The sequence below is a fragment of the Kribbella sp. NPDC049227 genome (assembly GCF_043197265.1).
GTDB lineage: Bacteria > Actinomycetota > Actinomycetes > Propionibacteriales > Kribbellaceae > Kribbella.
In genome coordinates this window covers 240,784-257,650 of record NZ_JBICST010000010.1, presented here as the reverse complement: position 1 = coordinate 257,650, position 16,867 = coordinate 240,784, and the positions used below count along the sequence as shown (strand labels likewise).

Annotated in this window: 14 protein-coding genes; 9 read left to right on the top strand and 5 right to left on the bottom strand. The window is 69.4% G+C overall.

Annotation, left to right across the window (positions count from 1 at the left end; translation table 11 throughout):
* Positions 1-50: 50 nt before the first annotated feature.
* A complete protein-coding gene (locus ACGFH6_RS40535; protein WP_360440276.1) occupies positions 51-365 on the bottom strand; it encodes an STAS domain-containing protein in 315 nt (104 codons plus the stop codon).
* 142 nt (positions 366-507) lie between these two features.
* Here ACGFH6_RS40535 and ACGFH6_RS40530 point away from each other — a divergent pair, with 142 nt between their 5' ends.
* The 5 genes from ACGFH6_RS40530 (at position 508) to sppA (ending at position 5,521) form a co-directional block, all read left to right on the top strand.
* Positions 508-831: a hypothetical protein gene (locus ACGFH6_RS40530; protein WP_393395755.1), complete on the top strand. Its 324-nt coding sequence runs from the start codon at positions 508-510 to the stop codon at positions 829-831.
* Positions 832-1,014: 183 nt separating this feature from the next.
* Entirely contained in the window at positions 1,015-1,644 is a 630-nt protein-coding gene (locus ACGFH6_RS40525; RefSeq protein WP_393395753.1) for an RNA polymerase sigma factor, read from the top strand.
* Entirely contained in the window at positions 1,644-2,765 is a 1,122-nt protein-coding gene (locus ACGFH6_RS40520) for a CU044_5270 family protein (RefSeq protein WP_393395750.1), read from the top strand. The genes ACGFH6_RS40525 and ACGFH6_RS40520 overlap by 1 nt, the downstream gene beginning before the upstream one ends.
* Positions 2,766-2,885: 120 nt before the next feature.
* Positions 2,886-3,833, top strand: coding sequence for a hypothetical protein (locus tag ACGFH6_RS40515; RefSeq protein WP_393395747.1), 948 nt, complete (start codon positions 2,886-2,888; stop codon positions 3,831-3,833).
* Positions 3,834-3,868: 35 nt separating this feature from the next.
* A complete protein-coding gene (sppA, locus tag ACGFH6_RS40510) occupies positions 3,869-5,521 on the top strand; it encodes a signal peptide peptidase SppA (protein WP_393395744.1) in 1,653 nt (550 codons plus the stop codon).
* 3 nt (positions 5,522-5,524) lie between these two features.
* Here sppA and ACGFH6_RS40505 read toward each other — a convergent pair whose 3' ends face one another.
* Positions 5,525-6,109: a cob(I)yrinic acid a,c-diamide adenosyltransferase gene (locus ACGFH6_RS40505; protein WP_393395741.1), complete on the bottom strand. Its 585-nt coding sequence runs from the start codon at positions 6,107-6,109 to the stop codon at positions 5,525-5,527.
* A gap of 49 nt (positions 6,110-6,158) precedes the next feature.
* Here ACGFH6_RS40505 and murA point away from each other — a divergent pair, with 49 nt between their 5' ends.
* Together murA and fabV are read left to right on the top strand one after the other, a co-directional pair.
* Positions 6,159-7,445: a UDP-N-acetylglucosamine 1-carboxyvinyltransferase gene (murA, locus tag ACGFH6_RS40500; protein WP_393395738.1), complete on the top strand. Its 1,287-nt coding sequence runs from the start codon at positions 6,159-6,161 to the stop codon at positions 7,443-7,445.
* 70 nt (positions 7,446-7,515) lie between these two features.
* Entirely contained in the window at positions 7,516-8,685 is a 1,170-nt protein-coding gene (fabV, locus tag ACGFH6_RS40495; RefSeq protein WP_393395735.1) for an enoyl-[acyl-carrier-protein] reductase FabV, read from the top strand.
* An 836-nt stretch (positions 8,686-9,521) separates the two neighbouring features.
* On the opposite strand, the gene ACGFH6_RS40490 is transcribed toward fabV, so the two are convergent.
* Positions 9,522-10,082, bottom strand: coding sequence for a CGNR zinc finger domain-containing protein (locus tag ACGFH6_RS40490; protein ID WP_393395732.1), 561 nt, complete (start codon positions 10,080-10,082; stop codon positions 9,522-9,524).
* Positions 10,083-10,146: 64 nt separating this feature from the next.
* Here ACGFH6_RS40490 and ACGFH6_RS40485 point away from each other — a divergent pair, with 64 nt between their 5' ends.
* Complete coding sequence (locus ACGFH6_RS40485; protein ID WP_393395729.1) at positions 10,147-11,358, top strand: MFS transporter; 1,212 nt, start codon at positions 10,147-10,149, stop codon at positions 11,356-11,358.
* Here the strand turns inward: ACGFH6_RS40485 and ACGFH6_RS40480 are convergent.
* Positions 11,345-13,846 carry a DEAD/DEAH box helicase gene (locus ACGFH6_RS40480; RefSeq protein ID WP_393395726.1) on the bottom strand — a complete coding sequence of 834 codons (2,502 nt, stop codon included), beginning with the start codon at positions 13,844-13,846 and terminating at the stop codon, positions 11,345-11,347. The genes ACGFH6_RS40485 and ACGFH6_RS40480 overlap by 14 nt on opposite strands.
* Before the next feature lie 113 nt (positions 13,847-13,959).
* Here ACGFH6_RS40480 and ACGFH6_RS40475 point away from each other — a divergent pair, with 113 nt between their 5' ends.
* Positions 13,960-15,186: an SGNH/GDSL hydrolase family protein gene (locus tag ACGFH6_RS40475; protein WP_393395723.1), complete on the top strand. Its 1,227-nt coding sequence runs from the start codon at positions 13,960-13,962 to the stop codon at positions 15,184-15,186.
* A 47-nt stretch (positions 15,187-15,233) separates the two neighbouring features.
* Here ACGFH6_RS40475 and ACGFH6_RS40470 read toward each other — a convergent pair whose 3' ends face one another.
* A complete protein-coding gene (locus tag ACGFH6_RS40470; RefSeq protein WP_393395719.1) occupies positions 15,234-16,865 on the bottom strand; it encodes an extracellular solute-binding protein in 1,632 nt (543 codons plus the stop codon).
* Positions 16,866-16,867 lie beyond the last annotated feature (2 nt).

Genomic DNA, 16,867 nt, shown 5'->3' with positions numbered 1-16,867 from the left:
CTTGTGAGTCGCGACCTCGTGACCGGTGTCACCAGGGGCTTAGGTCACATTCACGCGCCGATGGGAAGCGGACTCCGCTCGACCCGAAGGACCCGGTGCAACCGGGTGACGGCGAGGATCCGGATGACCGAGGGCATCGGGTGCCACAGGACGAGTTGCCGCCCGAGCGACTGCGTCCGGCGGTGGGTGGCGACGAGCAGGCCGAGACCGGTGGCGTCGACCGCGTCCACCCGTTCGAGGTCGACGATGACGTCGCCCACCGAGGTGTCGATGACGGTGTTCAGGGTCTGACGGACGTCGCCGACGGTCCGGACGTCCAGGATGCCGGTCAGTTGTACGACGTTGTTCGGGGTCGGTGCGAGCATGTCCGTGCCCTCCGCTCTTCCGGCGGCCCCCGAGTCATCGGCCGCGTGGCAGCGTGTCCAGCTTGTGATCGTAAAGACTCCCTGGGGACACGGAAGGTTGCCAAGACCTCGCGACCTTTTATTTCGCGAGACAATAGTGTCCGTGTTCGGTGAGGAGTACTTCGTCTTTCCGCTCGTGGCCATCGCCCTGGCCGGGCTGATGGTACTGCTTTGCCGCTGGGCTTTCTCGAAGGCCAAGGGCGGGTCGCTGGTTCGGCGGGTCGATTCCCGTCCCGCCGAGCGCGACGCGTTCGGGTTGCTGATCGACGTCCGGACCGTGCGGACCTACAACGAGGCGCGGGTCAAGGTCTCGATGCTGAAGGACTTCGGCATCAAGGCGACCGCGGCCCGGACCAAGGACGGCTGGACCGTCTACGTGTGGCCGAACGACGAGGCCGCCGCCCGCGGTCTGCTCGACACCCACTGATCTGACAACCGGGCAGCGCTTCAAGCCGGCGGGCTTTCTTCCGCACGCGTGTCATCCCGAGAGCGCTCTCGCGCGTCTATCCGCGGGGGTCAGGAGATCGAGGCGGGGTCGCGAGAAGGGTCTGGGGACATCGGGCAAGAAGTGGGTGAGCCGACCGGCAGCACACCAGACGCGAGGAGTTCGATGACGCCCGACGTGGCCCTGGCCACCCTTGCGTTCCCCGGTCGGCTGCCGGCTGCCGCCGTACCCGCGGAAGCAGACGAGGACGGGCGGCTGCTGGAGGCGTCGGTGCGGGAGCCGGACAGGTTCACGCTGATCTTCGACAAGTACTTCCCGCAGGTGCACGGGTACGTCGCCCGCCGGCTCGGCCCCGATGTCGCGGACGACCTGGCTGCGGAGACGTTCCTGATCGCGTTCCGGCAGCGGGACCGGTTCGACCGTCGCAGCGGGGTGGTGCGGGCGTGGTTGTACGGCATCGCGACCAACCTGATCCGCCGGCACCGGCGCGACGAGGTCCGCGCGTGGCGGGCGCTGGCGAAACTCCCACCGCCACTTCCGGTGACGGGAGCCGAGGAGCGGATCGCCGCGCAGGTCACCGCCCAAGGCACGAGGCGCGAACTGGCCGCCGCGCTGGCGAAGGTCTCGGCCAAGGACCGCGAGGTGCTGCTGCTCGTCGCCTTGGGCCAGCTCACGTACGACGAGGTGGCTGCGGCGCTCGGGATCGCGTACGGGACGGTCTGCTCACGCCTGTCCCGGGCCCGCCGGATCGTCCGGGACTCACTCGGCCACAACCCCACTGGAGGTGACGCCTGATGAACGAGCTCGAATCGGTCCGCAAGGCGTTCCCCTCGGCTGATGCGCCTTCCCCGGAAGCCACTGCCGCGGCACGTCAGCAACTCGAAGGCCTGATCCGCGAACAGCGCGGATCCAAGCGGCGGTTGGCGTTCGCACGGGCCGGCTGGGTCGGGACCGCAGTGACGGCCGCGACCGCAGTGGTTGCTGTGGTCGGGCTTGGTGTCCCGTTGGTGCGTGGCACCCGGGGCGGGAGTGACGTCGGGGTGGCGCCGGCGACGGTGACGCCGACGACCCCTCGGCTGGCGACCGCCAGTCAGGCACTGATCGCGGCCGCGGTGCAGCAGGAGAAGAACGAGAAGCTGTCCGGGAAGTTCTTCCGGGTGCGCAGCCTGCACGTCGGGCCGACCGTCCGGGTGGGTCAGCCGAAGTACACGGTGCAGGGGCGGTCGATCACCGAGAGCTGGATGCCGATGAAGCCCGGGGTCGAGTCGTGGTTCGGATGGGCGGGGCTCGGGTACGGCCCGGCGGCGGCGACCGACGTGGCCAAGTGGCGCGCCCAAGGATCACCGACGACCTGGCAAGTGCCGGGCGACCGCGATCCGCTGAGCAGCCGCGCCATGGCGCCGGTCATCCACGAGATGTCGTTCCGGGACGTTCCCCAGGGCTACTTCCTGACCGGAACCACGCCACTCAGCGCCCAGCAGATCGCGGCGCTGCCCACCGACCCGGCGCTCCTCCGCGCCTACCTCGTCACGGCGGCCGGCCCGCAACCGACAGCCTCCGTTCGTGACTACGCCGTGTTCGCCGCCGCCGGCCAGCTCCTGTTCGAGACCCCGTCGCCACCGAAGCTGCGCGGCGCCGCCCTGCGCGTGCTGGCCGCGCTGCCGGGGACCCGCATCCGCACCGGGGTCAAGGACCCGATCGGTCGCGTCGGCACCGAGATCACGATCGACCTCCCGAAGGCCATCCCCAGCGAATCCGCCACGACCCTGGCGCGCGGTCGCAGCGCCTACATCATCGACACCACCACCGGCCGGCTGCTCAGCTCGACGATCGAGGGCCTGAAGGGCGGCTCCACCGTCGTTCTCGAGTCCGGCTGGACCGACCGGAATCCGAAGCCTCCGCCGGTGGTCCGCTGACTGGTCTGTACCGGTGGCCATCGCGCGGTCACGGAATGTGGTCTTTGTAACGCCGAGTGCCACCACAACGATGTGGCAGGCACTGTCCGTGAGGCATCGAATACTGGAAGGGACTTTCACTTGAAGACACTGCGACGTGCTGCGCTGGCTGTCGCCGGGGTGGGCCTGCTCGCCGCCGCTGCGGTCCCGGCGACCGCCGCCACGCCGAAACCCGACAACTTCCGAGCCACCGGCAAGGCGGCCGGCAAGCTCCCGACCACGAAGGCACAGGCAGCCACGGCAGCCTGCGGCATGGGGGTCGGATCGGTGAATGCCGGCGGTACCGCCGGCGGCTATGACATCACCGCCACCCGTCCGCCGACGGTCCTGCCGCTGGAGACCTTCAAGCTCTTCAACGTCCGGGCCAGCACCACCTGGTACTTCACCGACGGCGCGCAGCAGGACTACTACTCCGGCCTGATCCTGCAGGGCTCAAATCTGTACGGCTCGATCGTCAGCTACAACGACGTCGCACCGGAGCCGGACCTCGGCACCGTCAAGCTGGGCACCGGCTGGACCAGCTTCCGGGCGATCGCGAGCTCCAACTACGTCCAGGGCGCCGCGCCGCACTCGTTCCTGTACGGGCTGCACTCCAACGGCTCCCTGTACCGGTACACGGTCGGCGAGACGGTCCGCGCCTTCGGCTCGGCACCGGGCTTTGGCACGGTCAAGGCGATGACGCTGATCGCCGAGACGGCGACGTACGACACGCTGCTCGTGTCGCTGACCGGCGGTTCGCTCTACACCGTCCGGGTGCCGGTCGCCAACCCGATGAAGCCGATCGTGAAGAAGGTCCGCAGCACCGGGTTCGCGGCGTACGAGTCGCTGATCGCGCAGCGGTGTGGCGCGGCGAGCACGCTGCTGTCGGCGTTCGACAACGACACCAAGAAGGTGACCGTGTACGCCGTCAGCCGGGCCACTGGCGCGTCGACCGTCATCAACAACTACGGCAGCGCGCCGGCCACCTTCGGCGGTACGGCGAACTTCCTCCTGACCGGCGACGCGGGCCCACAACTCGTCGGCGAGTGAGCTAGGGGGTTGCGGGCGGCGTCTAGTGTCGGGGTATGGGGATTCTGCTGGAGCTGGATCTGACCCGGGGTGTTCTCGAGACGCCGCCTGCTTCGCCGGTGGCCGCGTTCCGCGCGCGGCATCTGCCGACACTGCGAGAGCTGGTGGCGGCGTTGCGGAAGGGCGCGCGGGACGACGAAGTCGTCGGCCTGGTCGCGCACCTGGGCGGGCATCGGTTGTCGCTCGCCCAGGTGCAGGACCTGCGCGAGGCGGTCGCCGACTTCCGGACGTCGGGCAAGACTGCCCTCGCCTGGACGGAGTCGTTCGGCGAGGTCGGTGGCGGCACCGTCCCGTACTACCTGGCGACCGCGTTCGACGAGATCTGGGTGCAGCCGTCCGGTGACCTGGGCATCACCGGTGTCTCCGTGCAGGCGGTCTTCGTCCGCGGGGCGCTGGACAAGGCCGGAGTGATCCCGCAGTTCGGCAAGCGGCGTGAGTACAAGACCGCCGCCGACACCTTCACCGAGAAGGAGATGACCGCTCCGGCGCGGGAGATGGCGTCCCGGCTGGCCGAGTCCGCGTTCGAGCAGATCGTCGAGGGCATCGCCGTACGACGACGGCTGGACACGGCTCGAGTGCGGGAGCTCGTGAACACCGCACCGCTGTCCGGACAGGCCGGACTGGACGCCGGACTGGTGGACCGTCTCGGCTACCGGTCCGATGTGTACGACGCCCTGGAGAAGGGTCTCGGCGAAACCACCAGACTGCTCGCCGAGCGGTACATCCGCCGCGGCCCCCGCACGCTGGAAGAGCTCCGCAAGGTCCTCCCCTGGCCGCAGAAGCCGATGGTCGCCGTCGTCCGCGTCTCCGGCGGCATCAACGTCGGCCGCAACTCCGGCAGCCCGCTCGGCGGTCCCAGCTCTGGCTCCGACACGGTCGGCGCCGCACTGCGTGCCGTGGCCGAAGAGGACAAGGTCAGGGCCGTCATCCTGAGGGTCGACAGCCCGGGCGGCTCGTACGTCGCCTCGGACGCGATCCGCAACGAGGTCCTGCGGCTGCGGTCCACCGGGAAGCCCGTGATCGCATCGATGGGCACGGTAGCGGCGTCCGGCGGGTACTTCGTCGCGATGCCGGCCGACGTGATCGTCGCGCAACCCGGCACGATCACCGGATCGATCGGCGTACTGACCGGCAAAGGCGTCGTACGGGATGCGCTGGGCCGGATCGGGATCACCCAGGAGGCCGTGTCGGAGGGCGAAAACGCGCGGATGTACTCGGCGCAGGAGGAGTTCACCGACGAGCAGTGGGCCCGCTTGGAGGAGACGCTCGACCGCATCTACAAGGACTTCGTCGCCAAGGCCGCCCTGGACCGTGGTCTCCCCGAGGAGCAGTTGGAGTCCCTGGCCCGGGGCCGGGTCTGGACCGGCGCCGACGCTCACGCCCGCAAACTGGTCGACGAGCTGGGCGGCTTCCAGCACGCGCTCACACTGGCCTGCGACCGAGCCGGTCTGGACCGCGACGAGGTCGGCCTGGCGACCGTCCCGCATCGCAACCTGCTGGAACGCCTGCGCCCGCCGACGACTACAGACGACCTCGCTGTGACCACGCAACCGCTGACTCTCGACGGGCTGACCACCAGTCTCTACAGCGCGCTGGGCCTGCCACCCGCCGGTCTGCTGCGGATGCCGCTCAACTGGCAACTGGGGTAGGTCTCAGGACTTGCGTTCGCCTCCGGGGACCCACAAGACGTCGCCGCCGGAGGACAGGTTGGCGACGCGGCCGAGGATGAACAGCAGGTCGGAGAGCCGGTTCAGGTACTGCAGGGCGAGCAGGTTGACCGACGGTCCGTGGGCTTCGACCGCGGCCCAGCCGGCGCGTTCAGCCCGGCGGACCACAGTGCGGGCGACGTTCAGGTACGCGGCGCCCGGCGTACCTCCGGGGAGGATGAACGAGCGGAGCTTGGTGAGGCGGTTGTTGTACTCGTCGCACCAGCCTTCCAGGCGGTCGACGTACTCCTGGGTGATCCGCAGCGGCGGGTACTCCGGGTTCGGCGTGACCGGGTTGCACAGGTCGGCGCCGACGTCGAACAGGTCGTTCTGGACTCTGGTCAGCAGCACGACCAGTGTGCTGTTCAGGTGACCGGCCGCGATGGCCACGCCGATGGCGGAGTTCGCCTCGTCCACCTCGCCGTACGCCGCCAGCCTCGGATCGGTCTTCGAGGTCGTCGAGTTGTCGCCCAGGCGGGTCTCACCGGCATCACCGGTCCGGGTGTAGATCCGCGTCAAGTTCACAGCCATGGAAGGACTCTACGCATGTCCGGGGACACCGGTTCGCTACAGTCGGCGGGTGGAACGGTTTCGGATCGCGGGTGAGGCACGGCTCGAGGGAGCCGTGCAGGTCGCTGGAGCGAAGAACAGTGTGCTCAAGCTGATGGCGGCCGCCCTGCTGGCAGAAGGTACGACGACGCTGCGGCAGGTACCGGGCATCCTGGACGTGGCCTTCATGGCCCAGTTGCTGGAGACGCTCGGCTGCGAGGTCACGGTCGACGCGGAGGCGCAGCTGGCGACGATCGCCGTACCGCACGAGGTCCGGTACCAGTGTGACTACGAGCTGGTGCGCAAGCTGCGGGCGTCGATCTCGGTGCTCGGACCGCTGCTGGCCCGCTGCGGCAAGGCGGAGGTGGCGCTGCCGGGTGGCGACAACATCGGCTCGCGCGGACTGAACATGCACGTCGCCGGACTGGAGTCGATGGGCGCGAAGGTGCACATCGAGCACGGTTTCGTGATCGCCGAGGCACCGCAGGGCCTGCACGGCGCCGAGGTCTGGCTGGACTTCCCCAGCGTCGGCGCGACCGAGACGATCATGATGGCCGCGGTGCTGGCCAAGGGCACCACGGTGATCGAGAACGCGGCCCGCGAGCCGGAGATCCAGGACATCGCCGCGATGCTGGTCGAGATGGGCGCCCAGATCGACGGCGCCGGCACACCCCGGATCGAGGTGAGCGGTGTGGCCGGTCCGCTCAACCCGGTCGACCACACCGTGGTCGCGGACCGGATCGTGTCCGGGAGCTGGGCGTTCGCGGCCGCGATCACCAAGGGTGACGTGACGATCGCCAACGGCCATGCCCATCATCTCGAACTTCCGCTGGACAAGCTCCACAGGGCCGGCGCCGAGATCACGGTGCTGAACCCGGGCTTCCGGGTCCGGATGGACGACCGGCCGAAGCCGGTGGACGTGGTGACGCTGCCGTACCCGGGGTTCGCGACCGACCTGCAGGCCTTCGTGATCGCGCTCAACGCGCTGAGTGACGGCGCGGCGATGGTGACGGAGAACCTGTTCGAGGGCCGGTTCACCTTCGCGCAGGAGCTGACCCGCCTGGGTGCGCAGATCCAGACCGACGGGCACCACGCCGTGGTCCGCGGCGTACCGCGGCTGTCAGGGGCTCCCGTCGTGGCCAGCGACATCCGGGCCGGCGCCGCGCTCGTGCTGGCGGGGCTCGCGGCCGAGGGCGAGACGCTGGTCTCCGCCGCTCACCACGTTCACCGCGGCTACACGGACTTCGCGGGCAACCTCCGCCGCCTCGGCGCCGACGTCACGGTCGAGCCCGACGACGCGGAACTGTACTGGAACTGAACCGGACCTTTCTGCGCACTCTTCTGGCACTCTGCCCCGCCGACGCTCCGGGCCGGGTTAGGGTCCTGGCATGAGTGAGCGCGTGATCAAGCCCCTGGGCCGTGGATTCCTCTTCCTGGACTCGCATCCGGCCGGCTGTGCCCGGATAGTCCGGGACCTGGCCGGCCAAGTCGAGCGCCGTGCACCGGAGCGCCGTACCGCGCTCGTCATCGGCTCCAGCTCCGGCTACGGCCTGGCCGCGACCATCGCGGGCCTCGCGCGCTATGGGATCGACGGGATCGGTGTGTCCTTCGAGAAGGCGCCGACGGCTCGGCGTACGGCGACCGCGGGTTGGTACCGCACCGCGGAGACGGCGGTGCTCGCGGCCGAGTTCGGTCGAGACTTCCGGTTCATCAACGCCGATGCGTTCGCGGACACCACCAAGGACGAGGTGCTCGGGCTGATCGCCGAGCGGTTCGGCGGGGTCGACCACCTGATCTACAGCGTCGCCGCTCCGCGCCGGGTCGATCCGCGGACCGAGGAGACGTTCCAGTCGGCGATCAAGGCGATCGGCGCACCGCACACCACCAAGAGCCTGGCCTACGAGGACGGGCAGCCGGTTCTGCAGGAGGTCGGGATCGAGGTCGCGACCGAGGACGAGATCGCCCAGACGGTGAAGGTGATGGGCGGCGAGGACTGGGCTCGCTGGATCTCCGCGCTCGACGAGCGTGGGCTGCTGAAGCCCGGGTTCACCACGGTCGCGCTCACCTACATCGGGTCCGAGCTGACCGGACCGATCTACCGGCAGGGTTCGATCGGCGCCGCGAAGGCCGACCTGGAGCAGACCGCGGTCACGCTCGCCAAGGACGGCGTGAAGGCGATGACGTCGGTGAACGGTGCCGCGGTGACCCAGGCGTCGTCGGCGATCCCGGGCATCGGTCTGTACGTCAGCCTGCTGCACAAGGTGCTTGGCGATGGTCTGCGGACTCCCGTGCAGCAGTCGGTCGCCCTGTGGGATCAGCTGACCGGCGAGACACCGCTCGACCTCGACGACGAGGGCCGGATTCGTCTCGACCGCTGGGAGCTGACCGACGACGTGCAGGCGGCTGTTCGCGCGCAGTGGGAGTCCGCGACGCAGGACAACATCGCGGACGTCGCCGACACCACCTGGTTCCTCGCGGAAGTACGACGTCTGTACGGCTTCGACGTACCGGGCGTTGACTACGAGGCGCCGACCGAGGTCGACGTCACCTGGCCCTAACCGAGCCTCCGAGGAAGGCTGAGGCCCGACCCCCTGCACACCACAGCTCGTTGCCGAGGGCCCCGGTAGCGCGCCCTGGCCGTTGAACCAGCGAGCCGCACCGGCCAGGATCCATACCTGCTGGCGGATGACAATGACTGTTGCCCGCCTCGCCCGGGGCGCCCGGGGCGCGGGGTGCAGGGGCGCGGGGTGCAGGGGCGCGGGGTGCCGGGGCGCCCGGGGCGGGTGCCGGGGCGCCCGGGGCGGGTGCCGGGGCGCCCGGGGCGGGTGCCGGGGCGCCCGGGGCGGGTGCCGGGGCGCCGGGGGCGGGTGCCGGGGCGCGGGGTGCCGGGGCGCCCGGGGTGCCGGGGCGCGGGGTGCCGGGCCGGCCCGGGGTGCCGGGGCGCGGGGTGCCGGGGCGCGGAGTGCCGGGCGCGGGGCGCGGGGGCACAGGGTGCCGGGATGCCGGGGTGCGGGGGCACAGGGTGCCCGGGATGCCGGGGTGCGGGTGCAGCGGCGGGTTCGGGGAGAGTATTTATCCCGATCCGGACTGTTCGGCTCCCCAGATCGCGAGGTTCATGGTTTCGGGAGCTTGCCGGGCCGGGGAACTCACGTCTGCTGATCCGGGCGCCGGCGTCCGCTGATCCGGGGAGCTTGCGGCTGGTGATTCGCTGGCGGGTTGTGTTGTCGCTGGCGGCACAGGAGTGCGCTATCGGCGAAACAACCGGCTAGTGGGAGCGCATCACGGCCGGTTCGCTCGGCATGTCGCGCGGATCCGTCTGGCCGGCGACTGATCCAGGACGTCAACGTCACCTGGCCCTGAGCCATCGCTTCCCGGCCGGCCCTCGCGGCTCGGTCTAGGCGCGGGCGCGGTACTTGCGCATCTTGTTGCGGGAGCCGCAGAGGGACATCGTGCACCAGCGGCTGCGACCGGCCGGGCTGCGGTCGTAGTACACCCAGCGGCAGGTGTCGGCGGCGCACGCCTTGAGCCGCGGCCAGTTGCCGACAGCAACCGACGTGGCGATGTCCGCCGCGAGACGGGAGACCAGCGCCTGTACGCCGGTCAGGCCGTCTGCCCGACGGACCGTCGCGCCTCCGTCGGCTGACAGTGCCAGCGTCAGCGGCGCCTCGGCCAGCAGCCGATCGAGCACAGTGAGGGATTCCGCCGGTACGTCGATGCCGGCGTGCGCCTGGCAGACATCCCGCACCGCCTCACGCAGGATAAGCACCTCCGCAAGGTCAGCCCGATCGAACCGGAGACCGGGCAGGCCGTGGTCGGCGCAGAACGCGCTCAGGTCCGCGGGCTTCGTCAGCGCGTCCTGCTCCATCTCCAGATCGACGGTGTTCACCAGGTCCTGCACAAGCGTCAGCGGCGCAGGAGCAGGAGTGCGCTCGCCGGGCTGAATCACAGTTGCCACGTTACCGGCCATAGGGCATGATCCGGTAACGGTGTTACTGGATGAGGCGGAGGTACTGGTAACGGTGGACGGCGATTTCAAGCGCTTCTGGGCGGGTCAGACGGTCTCCGCGGTCGGCACCCACGTGACCGCGGTCGCGCTTCCGCTGACCGCCGCGCTGACCCTCGACGCGGGAGCGGCAGGCGTCAGCGCCATCGCGACGGCGACCTACCTGCCCAGCGCGGCGCTGCCACTGCTCACCGGGCACTGGCTCGAAGGGCGGCGCAAGCGCGGGGTGATGATCGCAGCCGACCTCATCCGCGCCGCGGCGCTGATCGTGATCCCGCTCGCCTGGGCGATGGACCAGCTCAGCCTGCCGCTGCTGGTCGTGGTCGCCTTCCTGGTCGGGGCGGCGAGTGTGGTGTTCGACATCGCGTCGTTCGCCTATCTTCCGGACTTCGTCCCAGAGGCCGACCTACCGTCCGCCAACCGCGCACTCCAGGGCTCGTCCACCGCCGCACAGGTCGGCGGCCCGGGCCTGTCCGGGATCCTGGTGCAGGTGCTCGGACCAGCCGTCGCCCTCCTCGTCGACGCCGTCTCCTACCTGGCCAGCGCCGTGGGCGTCGGGGCGGCGCGACGACCGGAGGCCGCACCGCACGCCACTGACGACCGACCCGGTCTGTGGGAAGGCGTTCGACAGATCAAGGTCAGCCCGTTCCTGCGCTCGCTGACCGCCCACGCCGCGCTCTACAACGCGTCCGCGCAGATCCTGGTCGTCAACCTCGTCGTTCTCGCGGTCAAGGAACGCGGCCTGTCCGCCGGCGGCTACGGCATCGCCCTCAGCGCCGGCGGGGCCGGCGCCTTCGTCGGCGCCATGCTCGGTCTCCGGCTGGCCAAACGCCTCGGCTACGGCCGAGCCTTCGGTGCCTCACTCGTCCTGTCGACCGGCCTGCCGCTCCTGCTGGCGTTCCTCCCAGGCCGAGGCATCCAGTACGGCGTCCTCCTCGGCGTACTGCAGTTCCTGTCCGGCATCGGTCTCGGCAGCGCGAACGTCCTGTCCGTGACGATCCGCCAACTGCTCATCCCCCGCACCGCGCTCGCCCGCAGCAACGGCGCGTACCGCACCTTCACCTTCGGCGTCCTCCCGATCGGCGCCGCGCTCGGCGGCGTACTCGGCAGCACCTTCGGCACCACCGCGGCCGTCGCCGTCGGATCCATCGGCATTGCCGTGTCCGCCCTCCCGATGTTCGTCCGCGAAGTCAGAACCCTCGAGACCCCGGTGACTACAGCGGCTTGAAGGATGCCATCTCCAGGACCAGGTCCTCGGCCTCGTCGGAGGCGGCGAGGTCGACGCTGGCGGTGATGCGCCAGTCATGGTTGCCTTCGGGGTCGTCGATGATCTGCTGGACCTCCCAGTAGCCCGAGTGCTCCTCGATCATGAACAGCGCGGGACCACGTGCCGCCGGGCCGGTGCCCACCACCTCGTGCTCCGCGTAGTACGCCGTACCTGCCTCGGCCCAGCGGCCGGCGTCCCAGCCCGACTCGGAGTCGAGCTGGCCGAGCTCGGCCCAGCGGTGCAGGGCGACCAGCTCGACGCGGCGGAACATCGCGTTGCGGACCAGGACCCGAAAAGCCCTGCTGTTCAAGGTGATCCGGCGCGGACCGGCCGGGACCGGCTCGGCCGCCTCCTCGGTGGTCGGGTTGGTCAGCTCCTCCCACTCGTCGAGCAGGCTGGAGTCGGTCTGCCGGACCACTTCGCCGAGCCACTCGATCAGGTCGGTGAGGTCCTCGTTCACCTTGTCCGGCGGCACCGTCTGCCGCAGCGCCTTGTAGGCGTCGCTCAGATACCGCAGTACGACGCCCTCCGACCGCGCCAGCCCGTAGAACCCGATGAACTCGCCGAACGTCATCGCCCGCTCGAACATGTCCCGGACCACCGACTTCGGCGACAGGCCGGAGTCCGCGATCCACGGGTGCGTCTGCCGGTACATCTCGAACGTTGCCTCAAGCAACTCGTTGAGCGGCTTCGGCCAGGTCACGTCCTCGAGCAGTTCCATCCGCTCGTCGTACTCGATGCCCTCGGCCTTCATCGCGTTCACGGCCTCGCCGCGGGCGTGGTGCTCCTGCGCCCAGAGCACCGCTCGCGGGTCCTCCAGTGTCGCCTCGACCACCGACACCACATCCAGCGCGTACGACGGATCCTCCGGGTCGAGCAGATCCAACGCGGCCAGCGCGAACGTCGACAGCGGCTGGTTCAGGCTGAAGTCCTTCTGCAGGTCCACGGTCAGGCGCAGCGTGCGGCCGTTCTCGTCGGGTTCGTCCAGCCGCTCGACCACGCCGGCGGTGAGCAGCGTGCGGTAGATCTGGATCGCGCGGCGGATCAACCGGACCTGGACCTTCGAGTCCTCGTGGTTGTCGCGGAGCAGGTGCCGCATGCTCTCGAACGCGTTGCCGTCGCGGGCGATCACGTTCAGCAGCATGGCGTGGCTGACCCGCATCCGGGACTGCAGCGCCTCGGGCTCGGCCGCGACCAGGCGGTCGAAGGTGTCCTCGCCCCAGGTGACGAAACCCTCCGGCGGCTTCTTCCGCTGCACCTTGCGCTGCTTCTTCGGGTCGTCGCCGGCCTTGGCCAGCGCCTTCACGTTCTCCACCACGTGATCCGGCGCCTGGACGACGACTGTGCCCGACGTGTCGTAGCCGGCCCGGCCGGCGCGACCCGCGATCTGGTGGAACTCGCGCGCCTTCAGGATCCGCTGCCGGCGTCCGTCGTACTTGCTCAGGGCGGTGAGGACGACGGTCCGGATCGGGACGTTGATGCCGACGCCGAGGGTGTCGGTGCCGCAGATGACCTTGAGCAGACCGGCCTGGGCGAGTTGCTCGACCAGACGGCGGTACTTCGGCAGCATGCCGGCGTGGTGGACGCCGATGCCGTGCTTCACCAGACGCTGCAGAGTCCGGCCGAAGCCCTTGCTGAACCGGAAGTTCCCGATCAGCTCGTTGATCTTCTCCTTCTCCTCCTTCGAGGAGACATTGATGCTCATCAGCGCCTGCGCACGTTCCAGCGCGGCGGCCTGGGTGAAGTGGACGACGTACACCGGCGCCTGGTGGGTGGTGAGGAGTTCCTCGAGCGTCTCGTGCAACGCGGTGGTGACGTACTTGTAGATCAGCGGGACCGGACGCTCGGCCGAGGACACGATCGCGGTCGGGCGGCCGGTACGGCGGGACAGGTCGATCTTGAACCGCTCGACGTCGCCGAGGGTCGCCGACATCAGGACGAACTGGGCGCCGGGCAGTTCCAGCAGCGGCACCTGCCACGCCCAGCCGCGGTCGGGCTCGGAGTAGAAGTGGAACTCGTCCATCACCACCTGGCCGACGTCCGCGGCCGAGCCCTCGCGCAGCGAGACGTTCGCCAGCACCTCGGCGGTGCAGCAGATGATCGGCGCCCCGGCGTTCACCGACGCGTCGCCGGTCAGCATGCCGACCTTGTCGGCGCCGAACACGTCGCAGAGCGCGAAGAACTTCTCCGACACCAGCGCCTTGATCGGCGCCGTGTAGAACGTCCGCCGGCCGTCCGCCAGCGCCGCGAAGTGCGCACCCGTGGCGACCAGGCTCTTCCCCGACCCGGTCGGCGTCGACAGGATCACGTTCGATCCCGTCATCACCTCGATCAACGCCTCTTCCTGCGCCGGGTACAACGAGATCCCCTGCTCCCCCACCCACCGCGCGAACGCGTCGTACAGGTCGTCAGGCTCGGTCGTCCCCGGCAGTTGCTCAGTCAGCGTCATCACCACCCATTGTCCCTGACGACCGGAACCGTTCGGCCGCCGGTTGCGACCGTCCGGCGCTCATCGTTGCGCAAACGATTGCACAGCATGTCTATTCGGGCTTGACTCGGGAGATGACTTCTCTTTCGTGGCGCCGGATGGGCGCGAGTTTGCTGGTGACGGCGGTGGGTGCGGCGGGCCTGGTGGCGGCCGCGAGGCCTGACGACGGCCCGGGCCCGGGTGGGACCGACGTGGTGACGACGTGGGGTGCGAGTGACGACATAGCCGGCGGGACGCTGAACAACGTGACGGTGCGGAACGTCGTGCGGACGAGCGTCGGCGGGACGGATCTGCGGATCCGGGTGTCGAACGCGAACGGCGATCAGCCGTTGGTGACGGACTCGGTGTACGTCGGGCGGCAGGAGGCCGGGGCGAGCGTCGTACCGGGGTCGAGCCGGCGGTTGACGTTCGGCGGGAAGACCTCGGTGACGATCCCGCCGGGGGCGATGGCGATCAGTGATCCGCTGGCGGGGCCGGTGCCGGCGCGGACGAGTCTGACCGTGAGTCTGCATGTGGTCGGTACGACGGGTGTGATCACGGCACACAACCGGGCCATGCAGCACAGCTACAAGTCGACCTCCGGTGATCACGCGGCGGACGAGTCGGCGACGACGTACCAGACCGAGTCGTCGGCGTGGTACTTCGTCAACGCGGCGATCGTGACGGCGCCGCAGCAGGTCGAGACGGTGGCGACTCTGGGCGATTCGATCACGTCGTCGGTCGGTACGACGATCGACACGAACCGCCGGTGGCCGGACGTGCTGGCGGATCGGTACGGGCAGTTGCCGGAGCACCGGCGGCTGGCGATCTCCAACGAGGGCATCTCGGGGAACCGCGTGCTCGGTGGGATCGCGAAGGCGGGCAGTGCCGGGCCGAGTGCGTTGGCGCGGCTCGACAAGGACGTGCTGACCAAGCCCGGCGTACGCACGGTGTTGTTGCTGGAAGGGATCAACGACATCTATGCGGGTGCTACGGCTGACGAGTTGATCGATGGGTATCGGCAGCTGATCGAGCGGGTCCACGCCAGTGGGCGGTGCATCGTCGGTGGGACGCTCACGCCTGTTGGCGGTTCGTTCGTGTACACGCCTGAGAAGGAGGCGGCGCGGCAGGCTGTGAACACCTTCATCCGTACGAGCGGCGAGTTCGACGGCGTGGTCGACTTCGACGCCGCCACCCGGGACCCCGCCGATCCCAGTCGCCTCCAAGCCGCGTACGACGGCGGCGACGGCCTCCACCCCAACGACGCGGGCAACCACGCGATGGGTCAGGCACCCGACCTGGACACCCTCCGCTGTCACTGAAAGAAGGCCGCACGCACCGCCTTGCGGGCGGTGCGTGCGGCTAGTCGTTACTTTCGGCCCTGGATGGACATTGCTTGCTCGTACTCGTGGCGGATCGCGTCGCCGCTTGACTTGCGCCAGTTGGCGACGGCCTTGTCCCAGTCCGAGAGATCGGAGCGGCCGAGCTGGATCTCCTTGGTGAGCGCGTCGAAGTCCTTGTCGGCGACCTTGCCCTTGGTCGAGTCGGTCGGTGAGTAGAGCCCGTACGTCGGCTGCAGGATCGCGGTCGGCAGGATCGTCTTGAGGTGGCCGTAGGCAACATCGACCGCCTCGGGGTGGCCCGGGAAGTAGACCGGGTATCCACCGTCGGACAGGTACTGGATCGGGAACTCGCCCAGGCAGACCTCGCTGCCGCCGGCCTCGGTCAGGACCGGGTCGGTGCCCTTCAGCGTGTAGTGGCGCCCAGGCAGGCCGAACTTGCGGAACAGATACTCCTCGGTCCCGAACGGCGCGGCCATCCAGTTCAGCACCCGCAACAGCATCTTGGTCCGCTCCGGCGAGCTGGGCCGCATCGCCGCGATCGAGTTGTTCGGCGACCCCAGCAGGAACCGTCCGACCTTCCCGGCGCTGTCACGCACGACCGGCAGCGCGATGGCGAAGTTCTTCGCCACGGCGCGGCGGTAGAAGCTCTGGATGGACGAGTAGGTGTCCTGCGTCATCACCGCCGAGCCCTGACTGAACCAGACCTTCTGGTTGTTCTTCGCCACCCCGTCGGGATGGATCAGCCCGTCGGCCTGCATCTTCGTGGAGATCGCGAGCATCTCCTTGTGCTCCGGGAGCTCCCGGCTGTGCACCAGGCGGCCCTCGCGAACCTCCCAGCCGTTCGGCAGCCCCAGCATCGCGCTCAGCGCCGCCGCGGGTGGGGTCGCGAACGCCCAGCGGTTCTTCTTCCCGTCCGTCACCGCCTTGGCGACCTTGTTCAACTCGTCCACGGTCGGCGACCCGAGCTCGACACCGAGCTGGTCGAGCAGGTCCTGGCGGGCCAGCAGCAGGTTGGACGACATCACGCCGCGCTGGATCGGGACCGCCCGGATGCCGCCCGAGAACACGCACCCACGCCACGAGTCGGCCGACAGGTTGGCCAGGAACGGGTACTCCAGGATCGCGTCACCGGACAGGTATTCGGTCAGGTCCTGGGCCCGCGCCTCGAGGAACTGGGGCAGATAGGAGAACTTGCCGTCCACGTTGAACAGATCACCCAGCGTGTCTCCTGCCACCGAGGTCGCGAACTTGTTGGTGTAGTCGGAGCCGGTGGCCGAAGTGATGGTCAGCTGCAGCGGCGAACCGACCCTGCGGTTCAGCTCCTGCCAGTACGGATTGCGATCGGCAGTCGGTGGAATCGGGTTCGACGTCGGGACGCTTCCGGAGATGGGATCGCCGTCCGCGGGCACGCCCTCGGTGACCCGGGTCGGATCGGCCGGGAACCGGTAGAAGCAGTCCGGCATCAACGGATGGCTCCTGGGCAGGTCCGGCTTCGGTCCGTCGAACGGTTTGTACGTCGGCAACGCGACCGGCTTGTTCAACGCCGCGATGTCGGTCGACCGCGTGACCGTGGCACAACCGCTGAGGCCTCCGGCAGTGGCGGCCGCGGCCAGCGATCCACCGAGCAGCGTTCGTCTGCTGATCCGTTTGCTGATCATGG